18 protein-coding genes are annotated in these 19,325 nt (G+C 71.2%); 9 read left to right on the plus strand and 9 right to left on the minus strand.

Annotation, left to right across the window (positions count from 1 at the left end):
* Positions 1 to 27: 27 nt before the first annotated feature.
* Positions 28 to 1,449, plus strand: coding sequence for a DHA2 family efflux MFS transporter permease subunit (locus A3CQ_RS0114530; protein WP_026205702.1), 1,422 nt, complete (start codon positions 28 to 30; stop codon positions 1,447 to 1,449).
* Positions 1,450 to 1,499: 50 nt separating this feature from the next.
* Here A3CQ_RS0114530 and A3CQ_RS57360 read toward each other — a convergent pair whose 3' ends face one another.
* The 3 genes from A3CQ_RS57360 to A3CQ_RS0114550 form a co-directional block, all read right to left on the minus strand.
* Entirely contained in the window at positions 1,500 to 4,433 is a 2,934-nt protein-coding gene (locus A3CQ_RS57360; RefSeq protein ID WP_020511670.1) for an ATP-binding protein, read from the minus strand.
* 43 nt (positions 4,434 to 4,476) lie between these two features.
* Positions 4,477 to 6,054: a serine/threonine protein kinase gene (locus tag A3CQ_RS52805; RefSeq protein ID WP_051115245.1), complete on the minus strand. Its 1,578-nt coding sequence runs from the start codon at positions 6,052 to 6,054 to the stop codon at positions 4,477 to 4,479.
* 204 nt (positions 6,055 to 6,258) lie between these two features.
* Entirely contained in the window at positions 6,259 to 7,098 is an 840-nt protein-coding gene (locus tag A3CQ_RS0114550) for an SDR family NAD(P)-dependent oxidoreductase (protein ID WP_020511671.1), read from the minus strand.
* Between the two features lie 71 nt (positions 7,099 to 7,169).
* On the opposite strand from A3CQ_RS0114550, the gene A3CQ_RS0114555 reads away from it, so the two are divergent.
* The 4 genes from A3CQ_RS0114555 (at position 7,170) to A3CQ_RS0114570 (ending at position 11,778) form a co-directional block, all read left to right on the plus strand.
* The gene (locus A3CQ_RS0114555) at positions 7,170 to 8,102 is read left to right on the plus strand and encodes a LysR family transcriptional regulator (RefSeq protein ID WP_020511672.1); all 933 of its coding nucleotides are present in this window, start codon (positions 7,170 to 7,172) and stop codon (positions 8,100 to 8,102) included.
* A 5-nt stretch (positions 8,103 to 8,107) separates the two neighbouring features.
* Positions 8,108 to 9,235: a Gfo/Idh/MocA family protein gene (locus A3CQ_RS0114560; protein WP_040432425.1), complete on the plus strand. Its 1,128-nt coding sequence runs from the start codon at positions 8,108 to 8,110 to the stop codon at positions 9,233 to 9,235.
* A 65-nt stretch (positions 9,236 to 9,300) separates the two neighbouring features.
* Positions 9,301 to 10,665, plus strand: a complete 1,365-nt coding sequence (locus A3CQ_RS62095) for a helix-turn-helix transcriptional regulator (protein ID WP_211216593.1) — start codon at positions 9,301 to 9,303, stop codon at positions 10,663 to 10,665.
* A 120-nt stretch (positions 10,666 to 10,785) separates the two neighbouring features.
* A complete protein-coding gene (locus A3CQ_RS0114570; RefSeq protein ID WP_020511675.1) occupies positions 10,786 to 11,778 on the plus strand; it encodes a pectate lyase family protein in 993 nt (330 codons plus the stop codon).
* A gap of 66 nt (positions 11,779 to 11,844) precedes the next feature.
* Here the strand turns inward: A3CQ_RS0114570 and A3CQ_RS0114575 are convergent, their stop codons facing one another.
* On the minus strand, positions 11,845 to 12,429 hold the full coding sequence (locus tag A3CQ_RS0114575; RefSeq protein ID WP_026205703.1) for a TetR/AcrR family transcriptional regulator: 585 nt from the start codon (positions 12,427 to 12,429) through the stop codon (positions 11,845 to 11,847).
* A gap of 98 nt (positions 12,430 to 12,527) precedes the next feature.
* On the opposite strand from A3CQ_RS0114575, the gene A3CQ_RS0114580 reads away from it, so the two are divergent.
* Positions 12,528 to 13,364 carry an alpha/beta fold hydrolase gene (locus tag A3CQ_RS0114580; protein WP_020511677.1) on the plus strand — a complete coding sequence of 279 codons (837 nt, stop codon included), beginning with the start codon at positions 12,528 to 12,530 and terminating at the stop codon, positions 13,362 to 13,364.
* On the opposite strand, the gene A3CQ_RS0114585 is transcribed toward A3CQ_RS0114580, so the two are convergent.
* The gene (locus tag A3CQ_RS0114585) at positions 13,361 to 13,780 is read right to left on the minus strand and encodes a hypothetical protein (RefSeq protein WP_245577229.1); all 420 of its coding nucleotides are present in this window, start codon (positions 13,778 to 13,780) and stop codon (positions 13,361 to 13,363) included. The genes A3CQ_RS0114580 and A3CQ_RS0114585 overlap by 4 nt on opposite strands.
* A gap of 135 nt (positions 13,781 to 13,915) precedes the next feature.
* Between A3CQ_RS0114585 and A3CQ_RS0114590 the strand changes: the two genes are divergently transcribed.
* Positions 13,916 to 14,596, plus strand: coding sequence for a response regulator transcription factor (locus tag A3CQ_RS0114590; protein WP_020511679.1), 681 nt, complete (start codon positions 13,916 to 13,918; stop codon positions 14,594 to 14,596).
* A complete protein-coding gene (locus tag A3CQ_RS0114595; RefSeq protein ID WP_026205704.1) occupies positions 14,593 to 15,843 on the plus strand; it encodes a HAMP domain-containing sensor histidine kinase in 1,251 nt (416 codons plus the stop codon). The genes A3CQ_RS0114590 and A3CQ_RS0114595 overlap by 4 nt, the downstream gene beginning before the upstream one ends.
* Here A3CQ_RS0114595 and A3CQ_RS0114600 read toward each other — a convergent pair.
* A complete protein-coding gene (locus tag A3CQ_RS0114600; RefSeq protein ID WP_157295852.1) occupies positions 15,824 to 17,797 on the minus strand; it encodes an ABC1 kinase family protein in 1,974 nt (657 codons plus the stop codon). The genes A3CQ_RS0114595 and A3CQ_RS0114600 overlap by 20 nt on opposite strands.
* Positions 17,798 to 17,860: 63 nt before the next feature.
* Between A3CQ_RS0114600 and A3CQ_RS60750 the strand changes: the two genes are divergently transcribed.
* Positions 17,861 to 18,391, plus strand: coding sequence for a hypothetical protein (locus A3CQ_RS60750; protein ID WP_157295853.1), 531 nt, complete (start codon positions 17,861 to 17,863; stop codon positions 18,389 to 18,391).
* A gap of 45 nt (positions 18,392 to 18,436) precedes the next feature.
* Here the strand turns inward: A3CQ_RS60750 and A3CQ_RS0114610 are convergent, their stop codons facing one another.
* Genes A3CQ_RS0114610 through A3CQ_RS0114620 form a run of 3 tightly spaced genes read right to left on the minus strand, consistent with a single transcriptional unit; the run spans position 18,437 to position 19,319 of the window.
* Positions 18,437 to 18,739: a hypothetical protein gene (locus tag A3CQ_RS0114610; protein WP_020511682.1), complete on the minus strand. Its 303-nt coding sequence runs from the start codon at positions 18,737 to 18,739 to the stop codon at positions 18,437 to 18,439.
* A gap of 21 nt (positions 18,740 to 18,760) precedes the next feature.
* Positions 18,761 to 19,009 carry a hypothetical protein gene (locus A3CQ_RS0114615; RefSeq protein WP_020511683.1) on the minus strand — a complete coding sequence of 83 codons (249 nt, stop codon included), beginning with the start codon at positions 19,007 to 19,009 and terminating at the stop codon, positions 18,761 to 18,763.
* A gap of 58 nt (positions 19,010 to 19,067) precedes the next feature.
* Positions 19,068 to 19,319: a hypothetical protein gene (locus tag A3CQ_RS0114620; RefSeq protein WP_020511684.1), complete on the minus strand. Its 252-nt coding sequence runs from the start codon at positions 19,317 to 19,319 to the stop codon at positions 19,068 to 19,070.
* Positions 19,320 to 19,325: the final 6 nt, after the last annotated feature.

Consider the following 19,325-nt stretch of genomic DNA (forward strand, 5'->3'; position numbering starts at 1 on the left):
ACAAGGACGTTGTACAGGGGGACTCCCGTGGATAAGAACCGGCGTTGGTGGGCGCTCGTGGCGGTCGCGCTCGGCACCTTCATGACCTACCTCGACAACAACGTGGTCAACGTGGCCCTGCCGTCGATCCAGCGGGACCTGGCGCTGAGCATCTCCGGCCTCGAGTGGATCGCCAGCGCGTACGTGCTGGTCTTCGCGGGCCTGCTGCTCGCCGGCGGCCGGGTCGCCGACGTGCTCGGCACCCGCACCGCGTTCCTCGGCGGCCTGGCCGTCTTCACGCTCGCGTCGGTCGCGGCCGGCCTCGCGCAGAACCAGGAGATGCTGATCGGTGCGCGGGCGGTGCAGGGCGTCGGCGCGGCGCTGCTCACCCCGGCCTCGCTGGCCCTGATCCCCCAGCTCTTCCCCAACCCACGCGAACGCGGCACGGCGATCGGCATCTGGGGCGCGGTCGGCGCGCTCGCCCTCGCGATCGGCCCGTTCACCGGCGGCTGGCTCTCCCAGCACGCCTCCTGGGGCTGGATCTTCCTGATCAACGCGCCGATCGGCGTGGCCACCGCGATCCTCACCCTGGTCAGCGTCCCGGCCGGCCGGCGCGGACTGGCCCGCGGCTTCGACCTGCCGGGCGTGCTCACCTCGTCGGTCGCGCTGTTCGCCCTCACGTACGCCCTGATCGAGGGTGAGTCGCGCGGCTGGACCTCCGGCGTGATCCTGGCGTCGTTCGCCGTCGCGGCCGTTGCGGCGATCGGCTTCGTGGTGATCGAGCTGCGCTCGGCCAACCCGATGATGGACCTGGGCATGCTGCGGCAGCGGGTCTTCACCGGCGGCCTGCTCGCCATGGGCCTGTGGGCGTTCGGCGTCTTCGGCATCTACTTCTACACGGCGATCTACCTGCAGAACGTGCTCGGCTTCTCGCCGACCGAGGCGGGCTCGGCGTTCGTGCCGATGGCGCTGATCATGGCCGTCTCCGCCACGGTCGCACCGCGGCTCGAGGCACGCTTCGGCGCCGCCCGTACCGTCGCAGTCGGTCTCGGCATCATGGCCGTCGCGATCTTCGGAATCGCCGGGTACGGCGAGGGCACCACCTACACCGACCTGCTCCCCTGGTTCCTGTTCTACGGCGTCGGCGGCGGCATGCTCGTCCCGCTGAACAACGTGATCGTCGGCGCGCTGCCGGCCGAGCGGGCGGGTGTCGGCTCGGGCATGCTGAACGTCTCCCGCGAGGTCTTCGGCCTGCTCGGCATCACGATTCTCGGCGCGATCCTCACCAACCGGGCCAACGCGGCCAGCGGCGCCGAGCTGCACCGCTACCTCAGCGGCTACCAGTTCTCGCTGGTGGTGGCCGCGGTCCTGGTCGCGGTCGGGGTGCCGGTGGCGCTCTGGTCGCTGCGGTCGGTGCGCCCGGCCACCGCCGTCGAGAACGCGGAGCCGCAGCAACTCGAGCTGGTCTGATCTCTTCCGGTCTCTTCCGGCAAACGGGCCCCCGCAGCGGGGCCCGTTTGCTATGCCGGCGTGAGCGTCGCCTGGAGGGGCAGCGTCACGGTGAACGTGGTGCCGCCGCCGGGCGCCGGGCAGGCCACGATCATGCCGTCGTGCGCGTCCACAATGGCCTTGGTCACGGCGAGCCCGAGCCCGGTGCCCTTGATGCCGTCCCGAGTGGCGTTGCTGGCCCGGAAGAAGCGGCTGAACAGGTGCGGGTACTGCTCGGCCGGGATGCCGATGCCGGTGTCGCTGATCTCGATGACCGCCGCGTCCTCCCGGCCGCGGGCGGCCACGGTGATCGTGCCGCCCTCGGGCGTGTACTTGATCGCGTTGGACAGCAGGTTGTCGAGGGCCTGCCGGAGCCGCTGCGCGTCCCCGAGCACGAGCAGGTGCGGGTCCAGCTCCTCGTCGATCACAAGCCTTTTCGCGTACGCCCCGGGGCGGTGGTTGTCGACGACGTCGCGCACCAACCGGCCCGCGGCCAGCGGCGACGGCTCGATGCTGAGGTGGCCGGCGTCGAGCCGCGCGAGATCGAGCAGATCGTCGACGAGCCGCTGCAGGTGCAGGACCGTGCGATCGACGATGGCCGCGTGCCGGCGGCCGAGGTCGTCCAGGGCCGGGTTCTCCATCAGCATCTCGGAGTATCCGCGGATCACCCCGACCGGGTTGCGCAGCTCGTGGATGACGACGGCGGCCAGCTCGTCCTTCATCCGGTCGAGCTCGCGCAACTGCTCGACCTGCCGCTCGCGCTGCACGGCGACCTCCCGCCGCTCGGTGACGTTGGTGCTGATCCCGTCGATGTAGACCCGGCCGTTCTCGCGCCGGGCCGCGGCCCGCGTCCAGATCCAGCGGGTCACGCCGTCGAAGCCCACGAACCGGCACTCGATCTCCTCGGCGCCGCCCGCGGCCAGTCCATCGTGGAACGCGACGAAGCCGGCCCGGTCCTGCGCGTGCACCAGGGCGCGCACGGTCGCGTTCATGTCGCCGCCGGTGGGCAGCGTCCCGCCGAAGACGCCCATGCCGTTCGGGCTCGCGTAGACCGAGCGGGCCCGGCCGTCCGGCAGGATCTCCAGCGTCCAGACGTAGTCGTTGAGCTGGCCGACCACCCGGTCGAAGTCGCGGCGGGCGGCGGCCAGGGCGAGCGTGAGGTCCTCGGCGCGGCGGCGCTCGACGAACCGGCCGAGGTGCGCGCCGGCCGCCTCGAGCATCTCGACGATGTCCGGGTCGTGGGCGAGCTCGGCGTCGGTGAAGAACGCGAGCACGCCGACCACGCGGCGGCCCGAGCGCACCGGCAGGCCGATCGCGGTGCGGATGCCGACCCGCCGGGCCGCATCGACCCGGCCGCCGGCCAGCAGGTTGTCCGGTTCCACCATGCTCCACACCGCGGATCCGCGCTTCCAGGTCAGCCCGGGCAGGCCCTGGCCCCGGGCGAACGACAGCGGCCCGGCGCCGGTGAAGCCGGGCAGATCGGTGCCGCCGGCCGTGTGCGAGCTGAGCCGGTCGATGTGCCGCCGGCCGTCGTCGACCTGCCAGTACTCGCCGCACAGCCAGCCGAGCGCGTCGGTGATCGCGGCGACGACGCGCGGCGCGGCCTGCCCGGCGTTCGTCGCCTCGGACAGCACCTGCGCGACCTTGTGCCGGGCGCGGCGCAGCTCCTCGGCCCGGTGCGCCTCGGTGATGTCGTGCATGGCCACCACGGCGCCCAGCCGGCGGCCGTCGGCGGTGTCGATCGGGCGGGCGTTGGTGACGAACCGTCGCGGGCCGGCCGGGGCGTTGACCACGAGCTGCTGACCGCGCACCGATTCGCCGGCGTAGGCGCGGGAGAGCGGCACCTCGTCCGGCCGCAACGGGGTGCGTCCGTCCGGCGCGTACAGGTCGTACGCCTGGGCCCAGGTCTCCCCGCTCTCGCCGCGCGCCGCGTCGCGGCCGTGCACCTCACGCAGCGCGCGGTTGAAGAAGGTCAGGCGGCCGCCGCTGTCGCAGGCCGCCACCCCGGTGTCGAGGCTGTCCAGCAGCGCCTGGAGGAAGGTGTGCTCGTCGTCGAGCTCCTGCCGGCGGCGCTCGAGCTCGGCGAGCGCGACCATCCGGTCGGTGATGTCGTGCAGGAACGCGTGGAAGACCGGCTCGTCCCGCTCGCGGCCGACCTGCACGGTCATCTCGGCCGGGAACTCGCGGCCGTTGCGGTCGACGGCGGCGAGCTGCAGGCGCTGGCCGGCGACCAGCGAGCGGCCGGTCTCGCGCACCCGGGCCAGCCCGGCCAGGTGCATCACGTGGTACCGCTCGGGAATGATCAGCTCGGTCACCTGGCGGCCCAGCGCCTCCGCGGCCGAGAAGCCGAACAGTCGCTCGGCGGAAGCGTTCCAGGCGATCACGGAGCCGTCGGCGGCGATCGACACGTACGCGTCGTGGGCGCTGTCCAGGACGGCCTGCATCCGGGCGGCGGCCGTCTGCTGCTCACGGTGGGCGAGCCGCAGCGCGATCTCCGACTCGGCCGCGGCGGCGAGGTCGGCGAGCGTGGCGATCTCGTCCTCGGTCCACTGCCGGGGATGGTCGTCGACCACGCAGAACGAGCCGAGGACGTGCCCCTCGGGCGAGCGCAGCGGGAAACCGGCGTACGCGATGGCCTGGTATTCGGTGATCGCCGGGTTGTTCCGCAGCCGCTCGTCCTCGCGCGCGTCCGCGATGATCAGCGGTTGCCGGTCCTCGACGACGTAGCGGCAGTAGGAATGGCTCAGCGGCGTCTCGCGGGTCTCGTCCAGCTCGCCGGTGAGGCCGCACGCGCTCGCGAACCGCTGCCGGTCGGCGTCGACCAGCGACACCAGGGCGGCCGGCGCCCCGATCAGGCGGGCCGCCAGCCCGGTCAACCGGTCCAGCGACGGGAGGCCGGCGTCGAGCAGGCCGGTGGCCCGCAGGACGCTCAGTCGCTCGGCGTCGGATTCCCGCGCGTGCTGCACGACAGCCCAGATCGGCCGGGGTGCCCACCATCTGAGCCTGTGGTCAGCGGTGCCACTTCTGGTTGCTGGTGCCCGCGCATTCCCAGACCTGCGCCGGGGTGCCGTCGGCGGAACTCGTGTCGGGAACGTCGGTGCACTTGGTGACCATGAGGTTCACGAGGTCGTACGAGGTGTTGTAGTTCCACTGCTGCGCCGCGGCCCCGGTGCATCCGGACGTGCCGAGGCGGGCGCCGTCGTCAGTGCCGAGCAGTTCCACGCAGAGGCCCCGGACGCGCATGGTCTTGTCCGCGGGGAAGTCGAACTTCTGCACGTCGCTGCCGTTGCAGGTCCACAGGACGATCCGGCCGCTGCCGGCGTCGAGTTGCAGGCAGTCCCCGGTCGCGAAGTTGGAGACCGGGCTGCCGACCGCTGCCGGCGGCGGGGAGGTGGTGGTGGCGAGCTGGGGTTGAGCGATGTTGCCGGTGTTGCCGCCGGCTGCGGCCGAAGACGGGCGACCGCCGTGGGTCACCGGGGTGTTGCCGCCGGATGGGTGGGCGCCCGGGACGGTGTGGTTCACGGCGGCGGCCGGCGATGCGGTTGCCTCGAGCCTGGCCGAGGGTGAGGCCGACTGCTGCTGCCCGGCGATGGGCGAGCGGTCGGGGACCTCCTCGGCGCGGGCGGTGGTGAGCATGGGGCGCGCGGCTATCCCGGCGCCGATGACGAGCACGGCCGCGGCGGCGGCCCAGTAGCGGGCGCGCCCTTTGCGGATCTTCGCGGTCGGCGCCGGAGGTGTGACCGTGGATGTGGGCGCGGATGCCGCCGCCGGGGCCGGTTTGCCCTCCGCCGCCTCGCGTAGGAGTCGCTCGGCCTCGTCGGGGCCGATCCGTTCGGCCGGGTTCTTGCGGAGCAGGCCGTCCAGGGCCGGGCCAAGCACGCCGGCCCGCTCCGGCGGGCGTGGTGGCTGAGTGGCCAGCGCGGCCAGCGTCGCCAACGGAGTCGACTTGTCGTACGGCGGTCGGCCCTCGACGGCCGCGTACATCGTCGCCCCGAGCGACCACAGATCGGCGGCCGGCGTGATCCCCTCGTCCAGGGCGCGCTCGGGCGCGAGGTAGGACGGAGAACCGAGCACAATCCCGGTGCTGGTCATCGCCGAGTCTCCGGACGCCGTGGCCAGCCCGAAGTCGGTGAGCACCACCCGGCCGTCGATGCCGAGCAGCACGTTCGCCGGTTTCACGTCGCGGTGCAGCACCCCGGCCCGGTGCGCGGCCCGTAGAGCCGACAGCACGTCGAGCCCGATCCGGGCCACGCGCTCGGGCCGCATCGGCCCGTCCTCGCGCACCATGTCGTAGAGCGAGCGCGACGTGACCAGCTCCATGACGATCCACGGCCCATCCTGCGCGTGAACGACGTCGAAGATGCGTACGACATGGGGATGGTTGATCCGCGCGGCCGAGCGCGCCTCCCGGATCGCGCGCTCCCGCAGCTCGGCGACCTCGGCCGCGGAGAGGCCACGCGGCAGGATCAGCTCCTTGAGCGCGACGTCCCGGCCGAGCAGCTCGTCACGCGCCTGCCAGACCCGGCCCATCCCGCCCTCGCCCAGGGTGCCTACCAGGCGGTAACGTTCGGCGATCAAGTCGGACACGACGGAACCGTACCGGCGGCTCGGTCATTTCGGTTTCCGCACCGCGGTCGGCGTGTCGTCGTCAAGCCGTTGTCGATCGGCCGCGTCCGGGACATCCACGCTGGTCAGCGCCTTCACTACCGATCGGTAGGCGCGAGGCCGGGCCCGCGGGCGCCCGCATCATGGGATTTGTGACAACTTTCTCTGCGCGATTGCGCTTGGCGGTCAGGGGGCCCAGGGCAGTCTTCGTCCATTGCGGACCAATTCCCCGTAGTGGTCCGGGTCGATCGGGTCGAGGGCCAGACCGAGCACGGGACCGGCGGCCCGGGCCGGGCTCGGCGCGGTGCTGACGTCCCACCACAGCGCGGAGGTGGGAGTGTTCATCATGCCCGGACAGGCGGCGGCCACCAGGATGCCCCGGGCAGCATCGTCGTCGCGGCGCTGGTGTGCCAGCGCCCGGACGGCCGCCACCTGGGCAATCTTGGACGGGATGTTGACGAAGCCGGGCCAGGCGCCGGCCCGGGCGCTGCCGTCGCGCACCGCGTCCCGCCACGCGACGACCTGCTTGTCGACCTCGTCCAGCGAGGTCAGGCCGTCGAACCGGTCGTGCAGGACGGGCGCCAGGTAGTACAGAGTGCCCAGCGAGCTCGCGACGACGATCAGCCGGCCGCCGTCGCGCAGCAGCGGGGCGAACGCGCGCAGCACCCGCGTGATGCCGAAGTTGTTCACCTCGACGTACTCGTCGACGATCGCTCGCGGGTCGTCGTCGGGCCCGACGCGCATCACCGCGTTGTTGAACACGATGTCGACGCCGCCGTGGCGTTCGCGCAGCCGGGCGGCCAGGCGCTCGGCGGCCGAGGGCTGGGCGACATCGAGCACCTCGCCGCGTACCTGGGCGCCGCTGCCGGGTATCGACCCGACCGCCGCGGCGACCCGGTCGGGGTCACGGCCGGTGAGGTACACGGTGTCGGCCGGGCTCAGGCGCTCGGCGAGCCCCTCGACCAGGGCCAGCCCCAGGCCCTGGGTGGCGCCGGTGACGAGAGCGATCTTCGGTGCGGTGGTCATGCCCACGACGCTAGGCAGCGAGGGCCCATGCCACCAACGAGAATTTCTCAAGCGTGGTATGCGTAGATGTCATGAGCTTCGCCGATGCCTCGCTGACCGCGTTGCGGGTGTTCCGGGAGGTGGCCCAGCGCGGCACGCTCACCGCCGCGGCCGTCGCTCTGGGCTACACGCAGTCCGCCGTGTCCCGGCAGATCGCCTCGCTGGAGCGCGCGGCCGGCACACGACTGCTGGAGCGGCGCCACGACGGGGTGCTCCTCACCCCGGCCGGCCAGCTGGTGCTCCGCCGGGCGGCGACCGTGCTCGACCAGGTCGACGCCACGGCCCGGGAACTGGCCGGACTGCCCGACGAGCACGGCACCGTACGGCTCGGCTGGTTCGCCAGCGCGGGCGCCTGGCTGGTGCCGCGCGCCCTGGCCGAGCTGCACCGCACCCATCCCGCCATCACGGTGACCACCCGCGAGGGCAGCACGCCGGCCCTGGTGCGGGCACTGCGCGCCGAGACCATCGACCTGGCGCTGCTCGCCGCCGCGCCGCCGTTCCGCCCGCCCGACAGCGAGACGCCCGCGCTGCACCTGCAGACCCTCGTCGAGCGCAGCCTCTGCGTGGCCGTTCCGGAGGCCCATCCGCTGGCCCGCGGCGAGTTCATCGACGTCGCCGACCTGCACGGGCAGCGGTGGATCGCCGGGCCGACCTCCGGCGAGGACCGGCTCATGGGGGTCTGGCCCGGCCTGGACGAGCGCCCCGAGATCGCACACACCGCCCGCGACTGGCTGGCCAAGCTGCGCCTGATCGCGGCGGGCTGCGGCATCACGACGGTGCCGGCCGGCCTGACTGGCGCGCTGCCCTCCGGCGTGCGCATCTTGCCGGTGCGCGGCGGCCCGCGAGAGCAGCGCCGCCTCCTGCTCGCGAGACTGCCCAAGCCACCTGCGGAGCCCGTCGCCCGGCTGGCCGCCGCCCTCCGCGCCGTCGCCATCGAGTCGGACCGGCGATCGATGACAGGATAGTGACCATGGGCTATCTCGGGGTCGGCGTGGTCGGGTTCGGCTGGATGGGGCGGGTGCACACGCAGGCGTACGCGAGAATGCCGCACCATTATCCCGAGGCGCCACCCGTCACCCTGGTCTCCGTCGCCGATGACGTGCCCGGCCGGGCCGTCGAGGCGGCGAAGCGGTACGGCTTCGCGAGTGCCACCGCCGACTGGCGCGAACTGGTCGACGACCCGCGCGTTCAGGCCGTCAGCATCACGTTGCCCAACTTCCTGCACCGCGAGGTGGGCGCCGCGTTCGCCGCCGCCGGGAAGCACATCTGGATCGAAAAGCCGGTCGGGCTGACGGCCGACGACGCGCGGGCCATCGCCGGCGACGGCCAGGTCACCGTGGGCTTCAACTACCGCAACGCGCCGGCGGTGGAAAAAGCCCGGGAAATCCTCCACAACGGAGAGATCGGGAAAGTGACCCATGCCCGGTTCCGGCTTCTCAGCGACTACGCCGCCCACCCGGAGGGCGCGCTGAGCTGGCGGTTCGAGCGCGAACGCGGCGGCAACGGCGTGCTGGGCGACCTGGGCTCACACGGCATCGACCTGATCCGGTACCTGCTGGGCGAGATCGACGCGGTCGTCGCCGACACCGCGATCTTCATCCCGGCCCGGCCACGGCCGACCGGCGCCACGGCCGGCCACCAGCGCGGAAGTGGCGAGCAGGGCCCGGTGGAGAACGACGACTGGCTCGGCGCGCTGCTGCGGATGGCCGACGGCGCGCGTGTCTCGCTCGAGGCGAGCCGGGTCGCGGTGGCCGAGCAGAACAACTACGGCTTCGAGATCCACGGCACCAAGGGCGCGCTGTTCTGGGACTTCCGGCGGATGGGCGAGCTGGGCGTGAGCACCGGCTCGTCCTATCAGGACGAACCGGTGCACACCCTCTTCGTCGGCCCCCTCGACGGAGAGTTCGGGAAGTTCCAGCCGGGCGCCGGCATCGCGATGGGCTACGACGATCTCAAGGTCATCGAGGCGTACCGCTTCCTGCGCTCGATCGCGGATGGGCGACCGTACGGCGCCACCCTCGCCGACGCGATCCGCAGCGCCGAGGCGCTCGACGCTCTGGAGCGATCGGCCGCGACCGGCGCGTGGGTTTCTGTCTGACCAAAGTCTGTTGATCACCCGACAGTCGATACACCAGGGAAATCCCTAGTCCTTACGCTCGTACGGTGTCCAGCGATCTTGAGGCCGACCGGCTTGTGGCCGAGGCTCTCCGGACGTCCGATCCGCGCCTGCTGTTCTCCGCGTTCCTCGTGCTGACGCGGAACGCCGGCGCGCGTGACCTGCTGCCGCTCGTCGAGAAGATGGCCGGCTTCGCCGATCGCGAGCCGTACCTCTTCCACGTGCTCACCGGGGTCGCTTTGTCCCGTTCCGGCGACCCCGCGGCGGCCGCTCACCTTTCGCAGGCCCTCGAGATCTTCGACCGGGACCGGCTGCACGACGACCCGCTCTATCTGGAGTGCGCGATCTTCGTGACGCTCACGCTGATCCGCCCGCACGAGGCCCGCCTCAAATACGCCGGGTACGTCGACCGCCTGACCTTCGACCCGGCCGCGAAGGCCCGGCTGCTCGCGATGATCGGCCTCGGTGACGCCTGGGCCGGCAATCTCGTCCGCGGCCAGGCCGAGATGCTCGAGGCGCGCGACCTCGCGGTGCGGGCCGGCCGTCCGGACGTGCAGGCCGAGGTCACCGCGTGGCTGATCAAGTGCGAGGCGCTGCGCGGCGATCTCGAGTCGTCGGCCGCTCACCTGGCCGAGGCGCGATCGCTCGCGGCCCGCAACGGCTCGGAGTGGGTGGCCGGGCACATCGTCGAGGGCTCGGCGACGCTGCACCTGGCCCAGGGCGACTACGAGGCCTGGGTGGCGATGCTCGAGCTGATGGTCGCGAGCGGGATGGGCGTCGACTCGGGGCTGGTCTTCGAGTACCGCTGGGAGCTGGCCACCCACCACGCCCTGCGGGGGAACACGGCCACCGCCGCCCAGCTGCTGCGCGACGTGCCGCCGGCGCCGGTGCACCTGCCCGGCGGGCCGGCGATGGCCGCCTGGCGGTCGTGGATCGAGCGGCCCGGCGACGAGCGGGCGATGCACGAGTTCGAGGCGGTGCTGCCCGAGCTCGTCCAACCGGCCGAGCGGCTGCCCCGGGCCCGCATGTCCTGGCTGCTCGGCGCCGAGCACGGCCGGGCGGGCCGCCGCGCGCCCGCGGTGCGGCTGCTGGAGTCGGCCTGCGCGGGCTACGCGGCGATCGGCGCGGGCGGCATGCTGGCGCTGGCCGAGGCCGACCTGGGCCGGGTGACCGGCGGCCGGCCCGCGTACACGCCGCCACCGGCGCTTTCCGCGAAGCCGGGCGAGGCGGCGCTGACCGGCGCCGAGATCCGGGTGGCGGTCGCGGTGGCCGACGGGCTGAGCAACAAGGAGGCCGCCGACCACCTGTTCGTCTCGGTGAAAACCGTCGAGTTCCACCTCGGCAACATCTTCCGCAAGCTGGACGTCCGCAATCGCACGGAACTCGCGCGCCGCCGCGATCAACTGGGCTGACTCCTTGACGGCATTGAAACTAATCGATACCGTGCCGTGTCAGGAAAGCGCTTACCTAGCCCCGTCCTCAAGCGGGCCGCTCCCCCGGTCTGGGTGAACACACCACATCGGAGGTCCCTGATGTCCACCCGTTCCTGGCGCACTCCTCTGTTCGCCGCCGGCGTCGCCGCAGCCACCGCGGCCGCCCTGCTCGCGTACGCTCCCGCCGCCTCGGCCGCCACCTACAACCAGGAGGGCTGGTCGACGCAGGCCGGCGGCACCAGCGGCGGTTCGACCAGCACGACGGTCACCGTCACCAGCCTGTCGGCGCTGACCAGCGCGGCCGCCTCCGGCACCTCGCAGACGATCAAGGTGAGCGGCAACTTCAGCTGCTCCGCCGACGTCACCGTCGCATCCAACAAGACGATCCTCGGCGTCGGCTCGAGCTCCGGCCTCACCGGTTGCGGACTGAAGCTCAAGGGCGTCAACAACGTGATCATCCGCAACCTGAAGATCGCGAAGGTGCTGGCCGGCAACGGCAACGGCGACGCCATCCACGTCGAGAAGTCGACCCACCTCTGGATCGACCACAACGACCTGTCCAGCGACACCAGCCACGGCACCGACTACTACGACGGCCTGATCGACATCACGCACGCCGGCGACTACATCACGGTGTCCTGGAACTACGAGCACGACCACATCAAGTGCAACCTGCTCGGGCACTCGGACGACAACGCCTCCGAGGACACCGGCCACCTGCGGGTCACGTACCACCACAACTACTTCCGCAACTGTGACCAGCGCGGCCCGCGCGTGCGCTTCGGCAACCCCGTGCACGTCTACAACAACTACTACTACAACAGCGGCACGTACGGCGTCGCCACCACGTGCAATGCGGGCGTCTACGTCGAGCGCAACTACTTCGAGAACACTCCGAACACGGTGGTGACCTCGACCGGCTCGTCCCCCGCCGGCAACGTCAAGCTGCTCAACAACTACCTGGTGAACTCCGGCACGCCGGCGACCCGAAACGGCGCCAGCGTGGCCGCGATCCCGTACTCCTACACGGTCGACGCCAACAACAACGTCAAGTCGATCGTCACCGCGGGCGCGGGCACCGGCAAGATCTGATCGCCTTCTGAGTTCCGTCCCCTTGGCGAAGCCGGGAGGTATCCACCGCGCCTCCCGGCTTCGCCCTCAGCTCAGCAGCCGATTCAGGAACTCCTCGACGGCATCTTGTGCCTCGGTCAGGGTCGCGGCCGGGTCGGGTGAGCGGGCGACCAGCATCGCCGCCTCGTTGACCGAGGCGAGTACCAGGTGGGCGAAGACGTCGACGTGACGCTCGTCGATCCGGCCTTCCGCCGCCGCGGCCCCGAGTACGGCCCGGAACTCGCCGAGGACGTTCTGCTCGTCCAGCTCGCGGAAGCGCTGCCAGCCGAGGACGGCGGGGGCGTCGGTCAGCACGATCTGCTGGACTTCCGGGTCGCCGGCCTGGTTGATCCAGGCCAGGCAGGCCGTTTTCAGGATCTCGACCGGGTCGGTCATGCCCTCGACGGCATCGAGGGTTCGTGCGATCACGCGTACCTCGAAATCCTGCAGGACCGCGAGGAAGAGCGCCTCCTTGCCCGGGAAATGGTGGTAGAGCGAGCCCCGGCTCGCTCCCGTCTCCTGCAGGACCGCCTCGATCGACGTGCCGTCGTAGCCGTGCGTCGCGAAGAGCCGGGTGGCGACCCGGATGAACTGCTCGCGGGTCTCGCGGCCGCGTGCCACGTTCCTGTTCACTCGTGCCCTCTCGATTGACAGACCGACAGTCGGTCTGAAAGATGTAGACCGACAGTCGGTTTCTGACCGTACCAACCCCGAACGGGGAGGGGAACGACATGGCACCACCACTGATCGCGGCCACCGCCCGCGGGCCCGCCGCCTATCGTGACACCGGCTCGGGGCCCGGCGAGGCCGCCCTGTTCGTCCACGGCGTCGGCACCGGCAGCTCGTTGTGGAACGGGGTCATCGATCTGATCGGCAGTGAGCGACGCTGCGTCGCGGTCGACCTGCCGCTGCACGGGCGCACGCCGGCCGCCGCGTCCTACGAGCTGGGCGAGACCGCCGACTTCGTGGCCGCGTTCTGCGAGTCGCTCGGGCTGACCGGGATCGACCTGGTCGCCAACGACACCGGCGGCGCGATCGCCCAGATCTTCGCGGCCCGCCACCCTTCGCTGCTGCGCTCGTTCACGCTCACCAACTGCGACACGATCGGGAACCTGCCACCGAAGCTGTTCGCGCCGACCGTGTGGCTCGCCCGGGCCCGCCTGCTCGCTCCGCTGCAGCGCGCCTTCCTACGCGACCCGCGCCGAGCGCGAAGGGTGCTCTACGGCCCCGGCCTCGAGAACGTCGAGTCGCTGCCGATCGCGCTGGTGGCGGAGTGGCTGGCGCCGCTGTCCGGCCCCCGGGCGCGGGAGATGGAGCGTTGGCTGTCCGCGTTGCGCCCCCGCGACCTGGTCGCCGCCGAGCCCGCCCTCCGCCGGCTCGACGTGCCGACCCAGATCGTCTGGGGCACCGGGGATGCGTTTTTCGCGCGCAAATGGGCGTACGAGCTGAAGAATTTGATTCCCGGTGTGCGTGAGGTGATCGAGGTGCCGGACGCCCGCCTGTTCTTCCCGGCCGAAAGGCCGGCGGATCTGGCCGAGCCGCTGCTGCATTTCTGGAAGACGCTCTAGTCGTCGCCCTCGTCGCGAATGCGTAGGTCGGGCTGGCCGTTTGTGCAGGTCAGCTCGACCTTGACGCGGTCGTGATTGTCGCTGATGCCGCGGAACTCGCCCTCGTTCTCGCTCTGCTCGTGCACCTGGAAGCCCTGGGCGGGGGCCATCGAGATAATGCGTTCGCAGCTGATGAGCACCGTGCCGCCGCGCGTTTGCTTCGCCTGCGCTTCTGGGCTGCCGGCGCTCGGCTCGCCCGATTTTTCGGAAATTTCGGGTGTCGGGGATGACGACTCGCCGAGGGCGCGGATCACGTCGTCCTGGCTGATCGGGGCGCCCTGGCGGGAGGTCAGGCCCGCGCCCACCACACCGATCCCGACAATGCCGACAAGTACGGCGAGGATCGCGGCCACGATCCACCCGGCGATGATCACCATGGGTTGCCGGCCCAGCCGATCCAACAGACGCATACGGCGACTATGCGCCCTTCTCCCCTAAGCCCGGCATCCGGTAACGCTAAAGGAGGGTTAAGAGCCCCTCTTTTTGTCGGGGGCGGAGGCTAGCGTTCAGCCGTGGCCAGACTCCTGCTCATCGAGGACGACCCGGCGATCCGCCAGCCGTTGCTGCGTGCCCTGCGCGAGCGCGGGCATGCGGTCGCCGCCGCGCCCGCGGCCATGGACGGGTTGCAGACGGCGCTGGCGTCGCGGCCCGACCTGATCGTCCTCGACCTGGGGTTGCCCGATCTCGACGGCCGTGAGCTGTTGCGCATGCTGCGCGCGGTGAGCACGATCCCGGTGATCGTCGCGACCGCGCGCGACGAGGAGTCCTCGATGGTCCAGCTCCTCGACGCCGGCGCCGACGATTACGTGGTCAAGCCCTATACGGCCGCCCAGCTGGATGCGCGGATTCGTGCCGTGCTCCGGCGCTCCTCGTCCTCGCCGGCCTCGTCAGCCTTGATCGTCGGCGGGCTGTCGATCGACCCGCTCGCGCGTTCGGTCACCCTCGACGGCGCCTTGATCGAGCTGACGCCCCGCGAGTTCGACCTGCTGCACCACCTCGCGCTCAAGGCCGGGCAGGTGGTCACCAAGCGCGAGCTGCTCACCGAGGTGTGGCAGGTGCCGTATGGGAGTACCGACAAGACGGTCGACGTCCACCTGTCCTGGCTGCGGCGCAAACTCGGGGAGACCGCGCTTTCGCCGCGCTATCTCCATACGGTTCGCGGCGTCGGCGTCAAGCTGGTCGCACCGTCATGAGGGCGCGGTTGACCCTGCTCGTCGCGGCCACCACGGTGCTGGTGCTGCTCGCCTTCCTGGTGCCGATGGCGCTGCTGGTGCGGCAGGTGGCCGCCGACCGCGCGCTGAGCCGGGCCGACGACGTGGTGCAGACGATCGTGCCGCTGGCCGGCGATCCCGATGCGCTGCGGCTGGCGCTGCCGGTGCAGCCCATGCCGGTCACCGTCTTCCTCCCCGATGGCTCGGTGCTCGGCGCTCCCGCGTCGGCCACCCCGGCGGTGCGGCTGGCCTCTCAGCGCGGGCAGGCGTTGACCGTCGACACGCCGCTCGGGCAGGAGCTGGTGGTCCCGGTGGTCGGGGCCTCGGGCACGACGGTCGTGCGGACGGTGGTCACGTCCGCCTCTCTTTCCCGAGGCGTGCATCGGGCCTGGCTGACGCTGCTCGGCCTCGGTGTCGCCCTGGTGCTGCTCAGCTTGTTCGTCGCCGATCGGCTGGCCCGGGCTCTCGTCGCGCCGATCCTGTCGCTCTCGTCGGTCTCGCACCGCCTGGCGTCGGCCGACCTGACCGCGCGGGCCGTCCCGGCCGGGCCGCCGGAGCTGCGCGAGGTGGCCGGCGCGCTCAACCATCTCGCCGGCCGCATCCAGGACCTGCTGGCCGCCGAGCGGGAGCGGGTCGCCGATCTTTCGCATCGACTGCGGACCCCGCTGACGGCCCTGCGGTTGGAGGCGGAATCGTTGCGCGACCCGGCGGAGGCGGCGCGGGTCTCGGCCGCGGCCGATGGTGTCGCGCGGGCGGTTACCGCCGTCATCCAGCAGGCCCGCCGCGATGCCGCCGGGCCGTCGTCCGTTGTTTGCGACGCGGTGGCGGTGGTCGCCGATCGGGCCGCGTTCTGGGCCGTCTTGGCCGAGGACACCGGGCGCGCGATGACGCAAGACCTGCCGTCTTCGCCGCTCCCGGTTCTCGTGGCACCCGATGACCTGGCCGCGGCGCTGGATGCGCTGCTGGGGAACGTCTTCGCGCACACTCCGGACGGCACTTCATTCTCGGTCGCGCTTTCCAGGCGCCCTTCCGGAGGCGCGATCTTGGTAGTTGCCGACGAGGGCCCCGGATTTCCTCCTTTGACAGCCGCTCGGGGAGAGTCATCCGGCGGCTCGACCGGTCTCGGCCTGGACATCGCTCGCCAGATCGCCGTTGAGTTCGAGATGGGTTCCGCCCCTACCGGTGGTGCGATGGTCCAGCTTTCCCTGCTCAGTCCCGCCGGAAAATGACCACCAGCACGCGGAGGACGAGGACGACGGCGACAATCAGCAGGCCGTACCCCAGCAGGGGAAAGAGAGCGACCCCGGTGCTGATCCGCGGGCCGTTGCCGGAGCCGAGCAGCAACGCGGCCATCACGCCGCAGGTCGCTCCGATGATCGTCAGCAGCGCCTGGTGAAGGAGTCCGGTCACGAGCAGCCGATCCCGGTCGTCCGCGAACAGCCGTACGTTGAAGCGAAGCCGGCCATTCTCCACAGCGTCGCCGATCCGGTCGATCCGCCGGGGCAGGCCGCGCAGCATGGGCAGCAGCGCGGCGAGTTCCTCCTCGAAGGTCCCGCGCAGCCGTTCCGGGGCAAGCGCCTCCGCTATCCGCCGGGAGCCGGCCGCTCTCGCCTGGCCGAGCAGATCGAAGCCCGGGCGCAGCAAAGTCAGCGTGCCCTCGAGCGTCGCGAACGCCCGGAACACCGCCGCCACCGGCGCCGGCACGCCCAGGCCGTACGAGGTGAAGGTCCGCAACAGCGCTCCCACCGCCGCCACGCCTACGGTGCTGCCCGGCGTTGCGTACCGGACAATAAGGACACCGACCGCGCGCTGCAGCTCCCGCTCGTCCACGGTCTCGGGCCGATCGACCAGCTGCAGGAGCGCATCGCTGGCCGCCACCGAGTCGCCCCGGCCCACCGCGCCGAGGAGTTGTCCGATCGAGGTCCGGGTTCCCGCGTCGAGCCGCCCGACCGAGCCGAGATCGAGCATGCCCAGCGCGCCGTCGTCGTCCACGAGCAGGTTGCCCGGATGCAGGTCGGCGTGGAAGTTCCCGTACACGAGAACTTGGTCGAGCATGCTGTCGAGGAGATTCGCCGCGATGGCGTCCCGCCTTTGTTCCCCGAGGCGGGCGAGCGTTTCTTCGGCCGCCCCCAACGGTTTTCCGGCGAGTCGGCCCATCACCAGCACGCGCTCGGAGCTGAGCTCGACATGCGGCGCCGGCACGCGCACCCCGCGTTCGGGCGATGCGGCGAGGGCCGCGGCCACGGTCTGCAGGTTGTCCCGCTCGATCGTGAAGTCAAGCTCCTCCCTTAAGGCCTCGGCGAACCCCAACGCGAGCCGGCGCGCGCCGAAGCTTCGTCCCCACGACGTACGGTCCTCGAGGGTGCCCGCCAGCCGCAGCAGAATGTCCAGATCCCGCTCGACGATCGCGGCGATCCCCGGCCGCTGCACCTTCACCACTACTGGTGTGCCGTCTTTCAGCCGTGCTTGGTGGACTTGCGCGACCGAGGCCGCGGCCATCGGCTCGGGATCGATCTCGGCGAAGGCCTCCTCGATCGGGCGCCCGAGCTCGGTGGTGAGAACCGCCTCGACGCTCGCCCACGGCACCGGGTTTGCCTTGTCCTGCAGCGCCGTCAGTTCCTCCACGAACTCGGCCGGCAGCAGTTCGGGCCGGGTGGAGAGCACCTGGCCCATCTTGACGAACGTGACCCCGGCCTCGTCGAGCGCTTCCCGCAGCTCCCGGGCGGCCTTTCGCCGTGCCGCGGCCGAGTGGGGGCCACTGCCCGGCCGCCCCCGCAGGAAGCGACCGAGCCCGTGCCGGACCGCGATGCGCACGATCGTCGAGTACCGCCGGGTGCGCGCCACTCGCCGGCGCGCACCCCGCCACATCTCCACCGGCCCCGGCAGCGACCCGGTCGGCAGCAACACCTCAAGGATCACCAGAGCGGCCATCGCCAACAGCGCCGAAATGACTATCGCCGTCGCGCCCAGAAGAAAGGCTTCCCCGCCGCTAACCGATGCCGGGTCGGGCGGCGCGAGCGCCACGAGTACGGGCGGCGTCGTCAGCAGCGCCAGCAGTCCGGCCAGCAGCGTCCGCACCCATCCGACCCGCACGCCCAACAGGCGCCGGATGACGACGGCGAAGACCCACACCGTCCCGACGATGAAGGGGACAAACAGCAGCACCGCGCCAGCACGCTCCACAAACGCCGACGATATAGACGAATCAGCTTCCGAGCCGCCCCGCCCGTCTCAGTCGTCGGCGCCGTGCCTGCCGCTGCCGTGATCGTCCCCGGGCTCGGCCCCGCGACCGCGGTCGTCTCCGAGCTCTGCTTCGCGGCCGTGATCGTCGCCGGGCTCAGCGGTACGGCCGTGATCGTCCCCGGGCTCGACCTCGCGGCCGTGATCGTCGCCGGGCTCGGCGCCGCGACCGTGATCGTCGCCGGGCTCGGCGGTACGGCCGTGATCGTCCCTCGGCTCCGCCGTGCGGCTACGGTCGTCGCCGGGCTCCGCCGTACGGCCGCGGTCGTCGCCCGGCTCTGCCTCCCCGCGGTGGTGGTCCGCGCTGGGCCGGGCGGTGGGCGTGCTCACCGCCGGTCGCACCTGCGTGCCGCTCGGCGCAGGCCGCGCGTCATCGTTCCCCGAAGCCAGCGCCGTCCCCGCAACCCCCAGTGCCGCCATGCTCGCCACGGCAACCACTGCCACAAGCCGTTTCCTGTTCATCCTCAGACCTCCAGTAGATCGGTTGCCGAGAACGATCGCCGGAATCCACCTATGCGCACGCTGTGCGACCGTTAAGACCCGGCTAAGGCGCCACAGCCGGGCACCGTCATCTCCGAACGCTCAGAAGTAGTAGGCGTGCGCGGTTGCCGGAGCCGTTCCTCCTCGTCGATATCCGCGCAGGATCGACACCACCACCATGCGAAACAGCCTTCGACTGACCCCGTCCGCGGTGCCCGACTCCTCGCTCGCGACACCGTCGTACATCAGGTCTCCGGTAACCAGACCGCTGGCATCCGCCGGTCGAAACCTCAGCGTCGACACCTCGAACGCCACGAAACCGATCTGGTCATCGGCTTCCCACCGGTACAGCACCACGTCACCGCTGAGGTCGCTCTGCGCCCAGATCCCGATCGATGCGGTCATGCGGCCTGCCCTCCCGGGCCGTCAGGTGCGGGTCAGTACGGCGCCATCCCGGATGGAGTCGGCGACCTCGGCGTCAATGGCGACGGTGGTCTTTCCCGGCGGACTATGAAGCTCAATAGATCGGATTACAGCGGAACCTATGGGAACGTCACCGTGCGCCACGACCAATTCATCGCCGATGCGCAACTCGTCGCCTTCGAGCCGCCCGGTCACGAAGGCCCACGGGCGACTCGAGACACGATGCACGTTCTCGACGATGAGACGGGTCATGTGTGCCTCCCCTCCAGGTCGCCGGTCTGGTCGTCCCGATCGATGCGGTCGAGCGGTACTACCTTTCCAGGATCCAGGTGCGTCCCACCTGGACATATTCGGCGTCGGCGCGCTCGATGACCAGGATGGTCTCGCCTGTGCGCATCGTTCGGGGCGTCGGGTGGTCGACGCCGAGAACGTGGACTGGCTGTCCGGTGATGGAATCCCGCAGGCGCGGAACGCCGACAAAGTCGCCATTGTCAGTGGAACCCACGACAATCGGCCCACCGCGGGTGGGAATGTCGAAGACTTCTTTGACGTCGAACTGCATTGGTGT

It is taken from the genome of Paractinoplanes globisporus DSM 43857 (genome assembly GCF_000379645.1).
Taxonomy (GTDB): domain Bacteria; phylum Actinomycetota; class Actinomycetes; order Mycobacteriales; family Micromonosporaceae; genus Actinoplanes; species Actinoplanes globisporus.

Bases quoted from the DNA above. Each gene is read 5' to 3' on its own strand.
- A3CQ_RS0114550 (WP_020511671.1), bottom strand. From the start codon at position 7,098: ATGACCACCGCACCGAAGATCGCTCTCGTCACCGGCGCCACCCAGGGC.
- A3CQ_RS0114555 (WP_020511672.1), top strand. From the start codon at position 7,170: ATGAGCTTCGCCGATGCCTCGCTGACCGCGTTGCGGGTGTTCCGGGAG.
- A3CQ_RS0114560 (WP_040432425.1), top strand. From the start codon at position 8,108: ATGGGCTATCTCGGGGTCGGCGTGGTCGGGTTCGGCTGGATGGGGCGG.
- A3CQ_RS0114570 (WP_020511675.1), top strand. From the start codon at position 10,786: ATGTCCACCCGTTCCTGGCGCACTCCTCTGTTCGCCGCCGGCGTCGCC.
- A3CQ_RS0114580 (WP_020511677.1), top strand. From the start codon at position 12,528: ATGGCACCACCACTGATCGCGGCCACCGCCCGCGGGCCCGCCGCCTAT.
- A3CQ_RS0114585 (WP_245577229.1), bottom strand. From the start codon at position 13,780: ATGGTGATCATCGCCGGGTGGATCGTGGCCGCGATCCTCGCCGTACTT.
- A3CQ_RS0114595 (WP_026205704.1), top strand. From the start codon at position 14,593: ATGAGGGCGCGGTTGACCCTGCTCGTCGCGGCCACCACGGTGCTGGTG.
- A3CQ_RS0114610 (WP_020511682.1), bottom strand. From the start codon at position 18,739: ATGACCGCATCGATCGGGATCTGGGCGCAGAGCGACCTCAGCGGTGAC.
- A3CQ_RS0114615 (WP_020511683.1), bottom strand. From the start codon at position 19,009: ATGACCCGTCTCATCGTCGAGAACGTGCATCGTGTCTCGAGTCGCCCG.
- A3CQ_RS0114620 (WP_020511684.1), bottom strand. From the start codon at position 19,319: ATGCAGTTCGACGTCAAAGAAGTCTTCGACATTCCCACCCGCGGTGGG.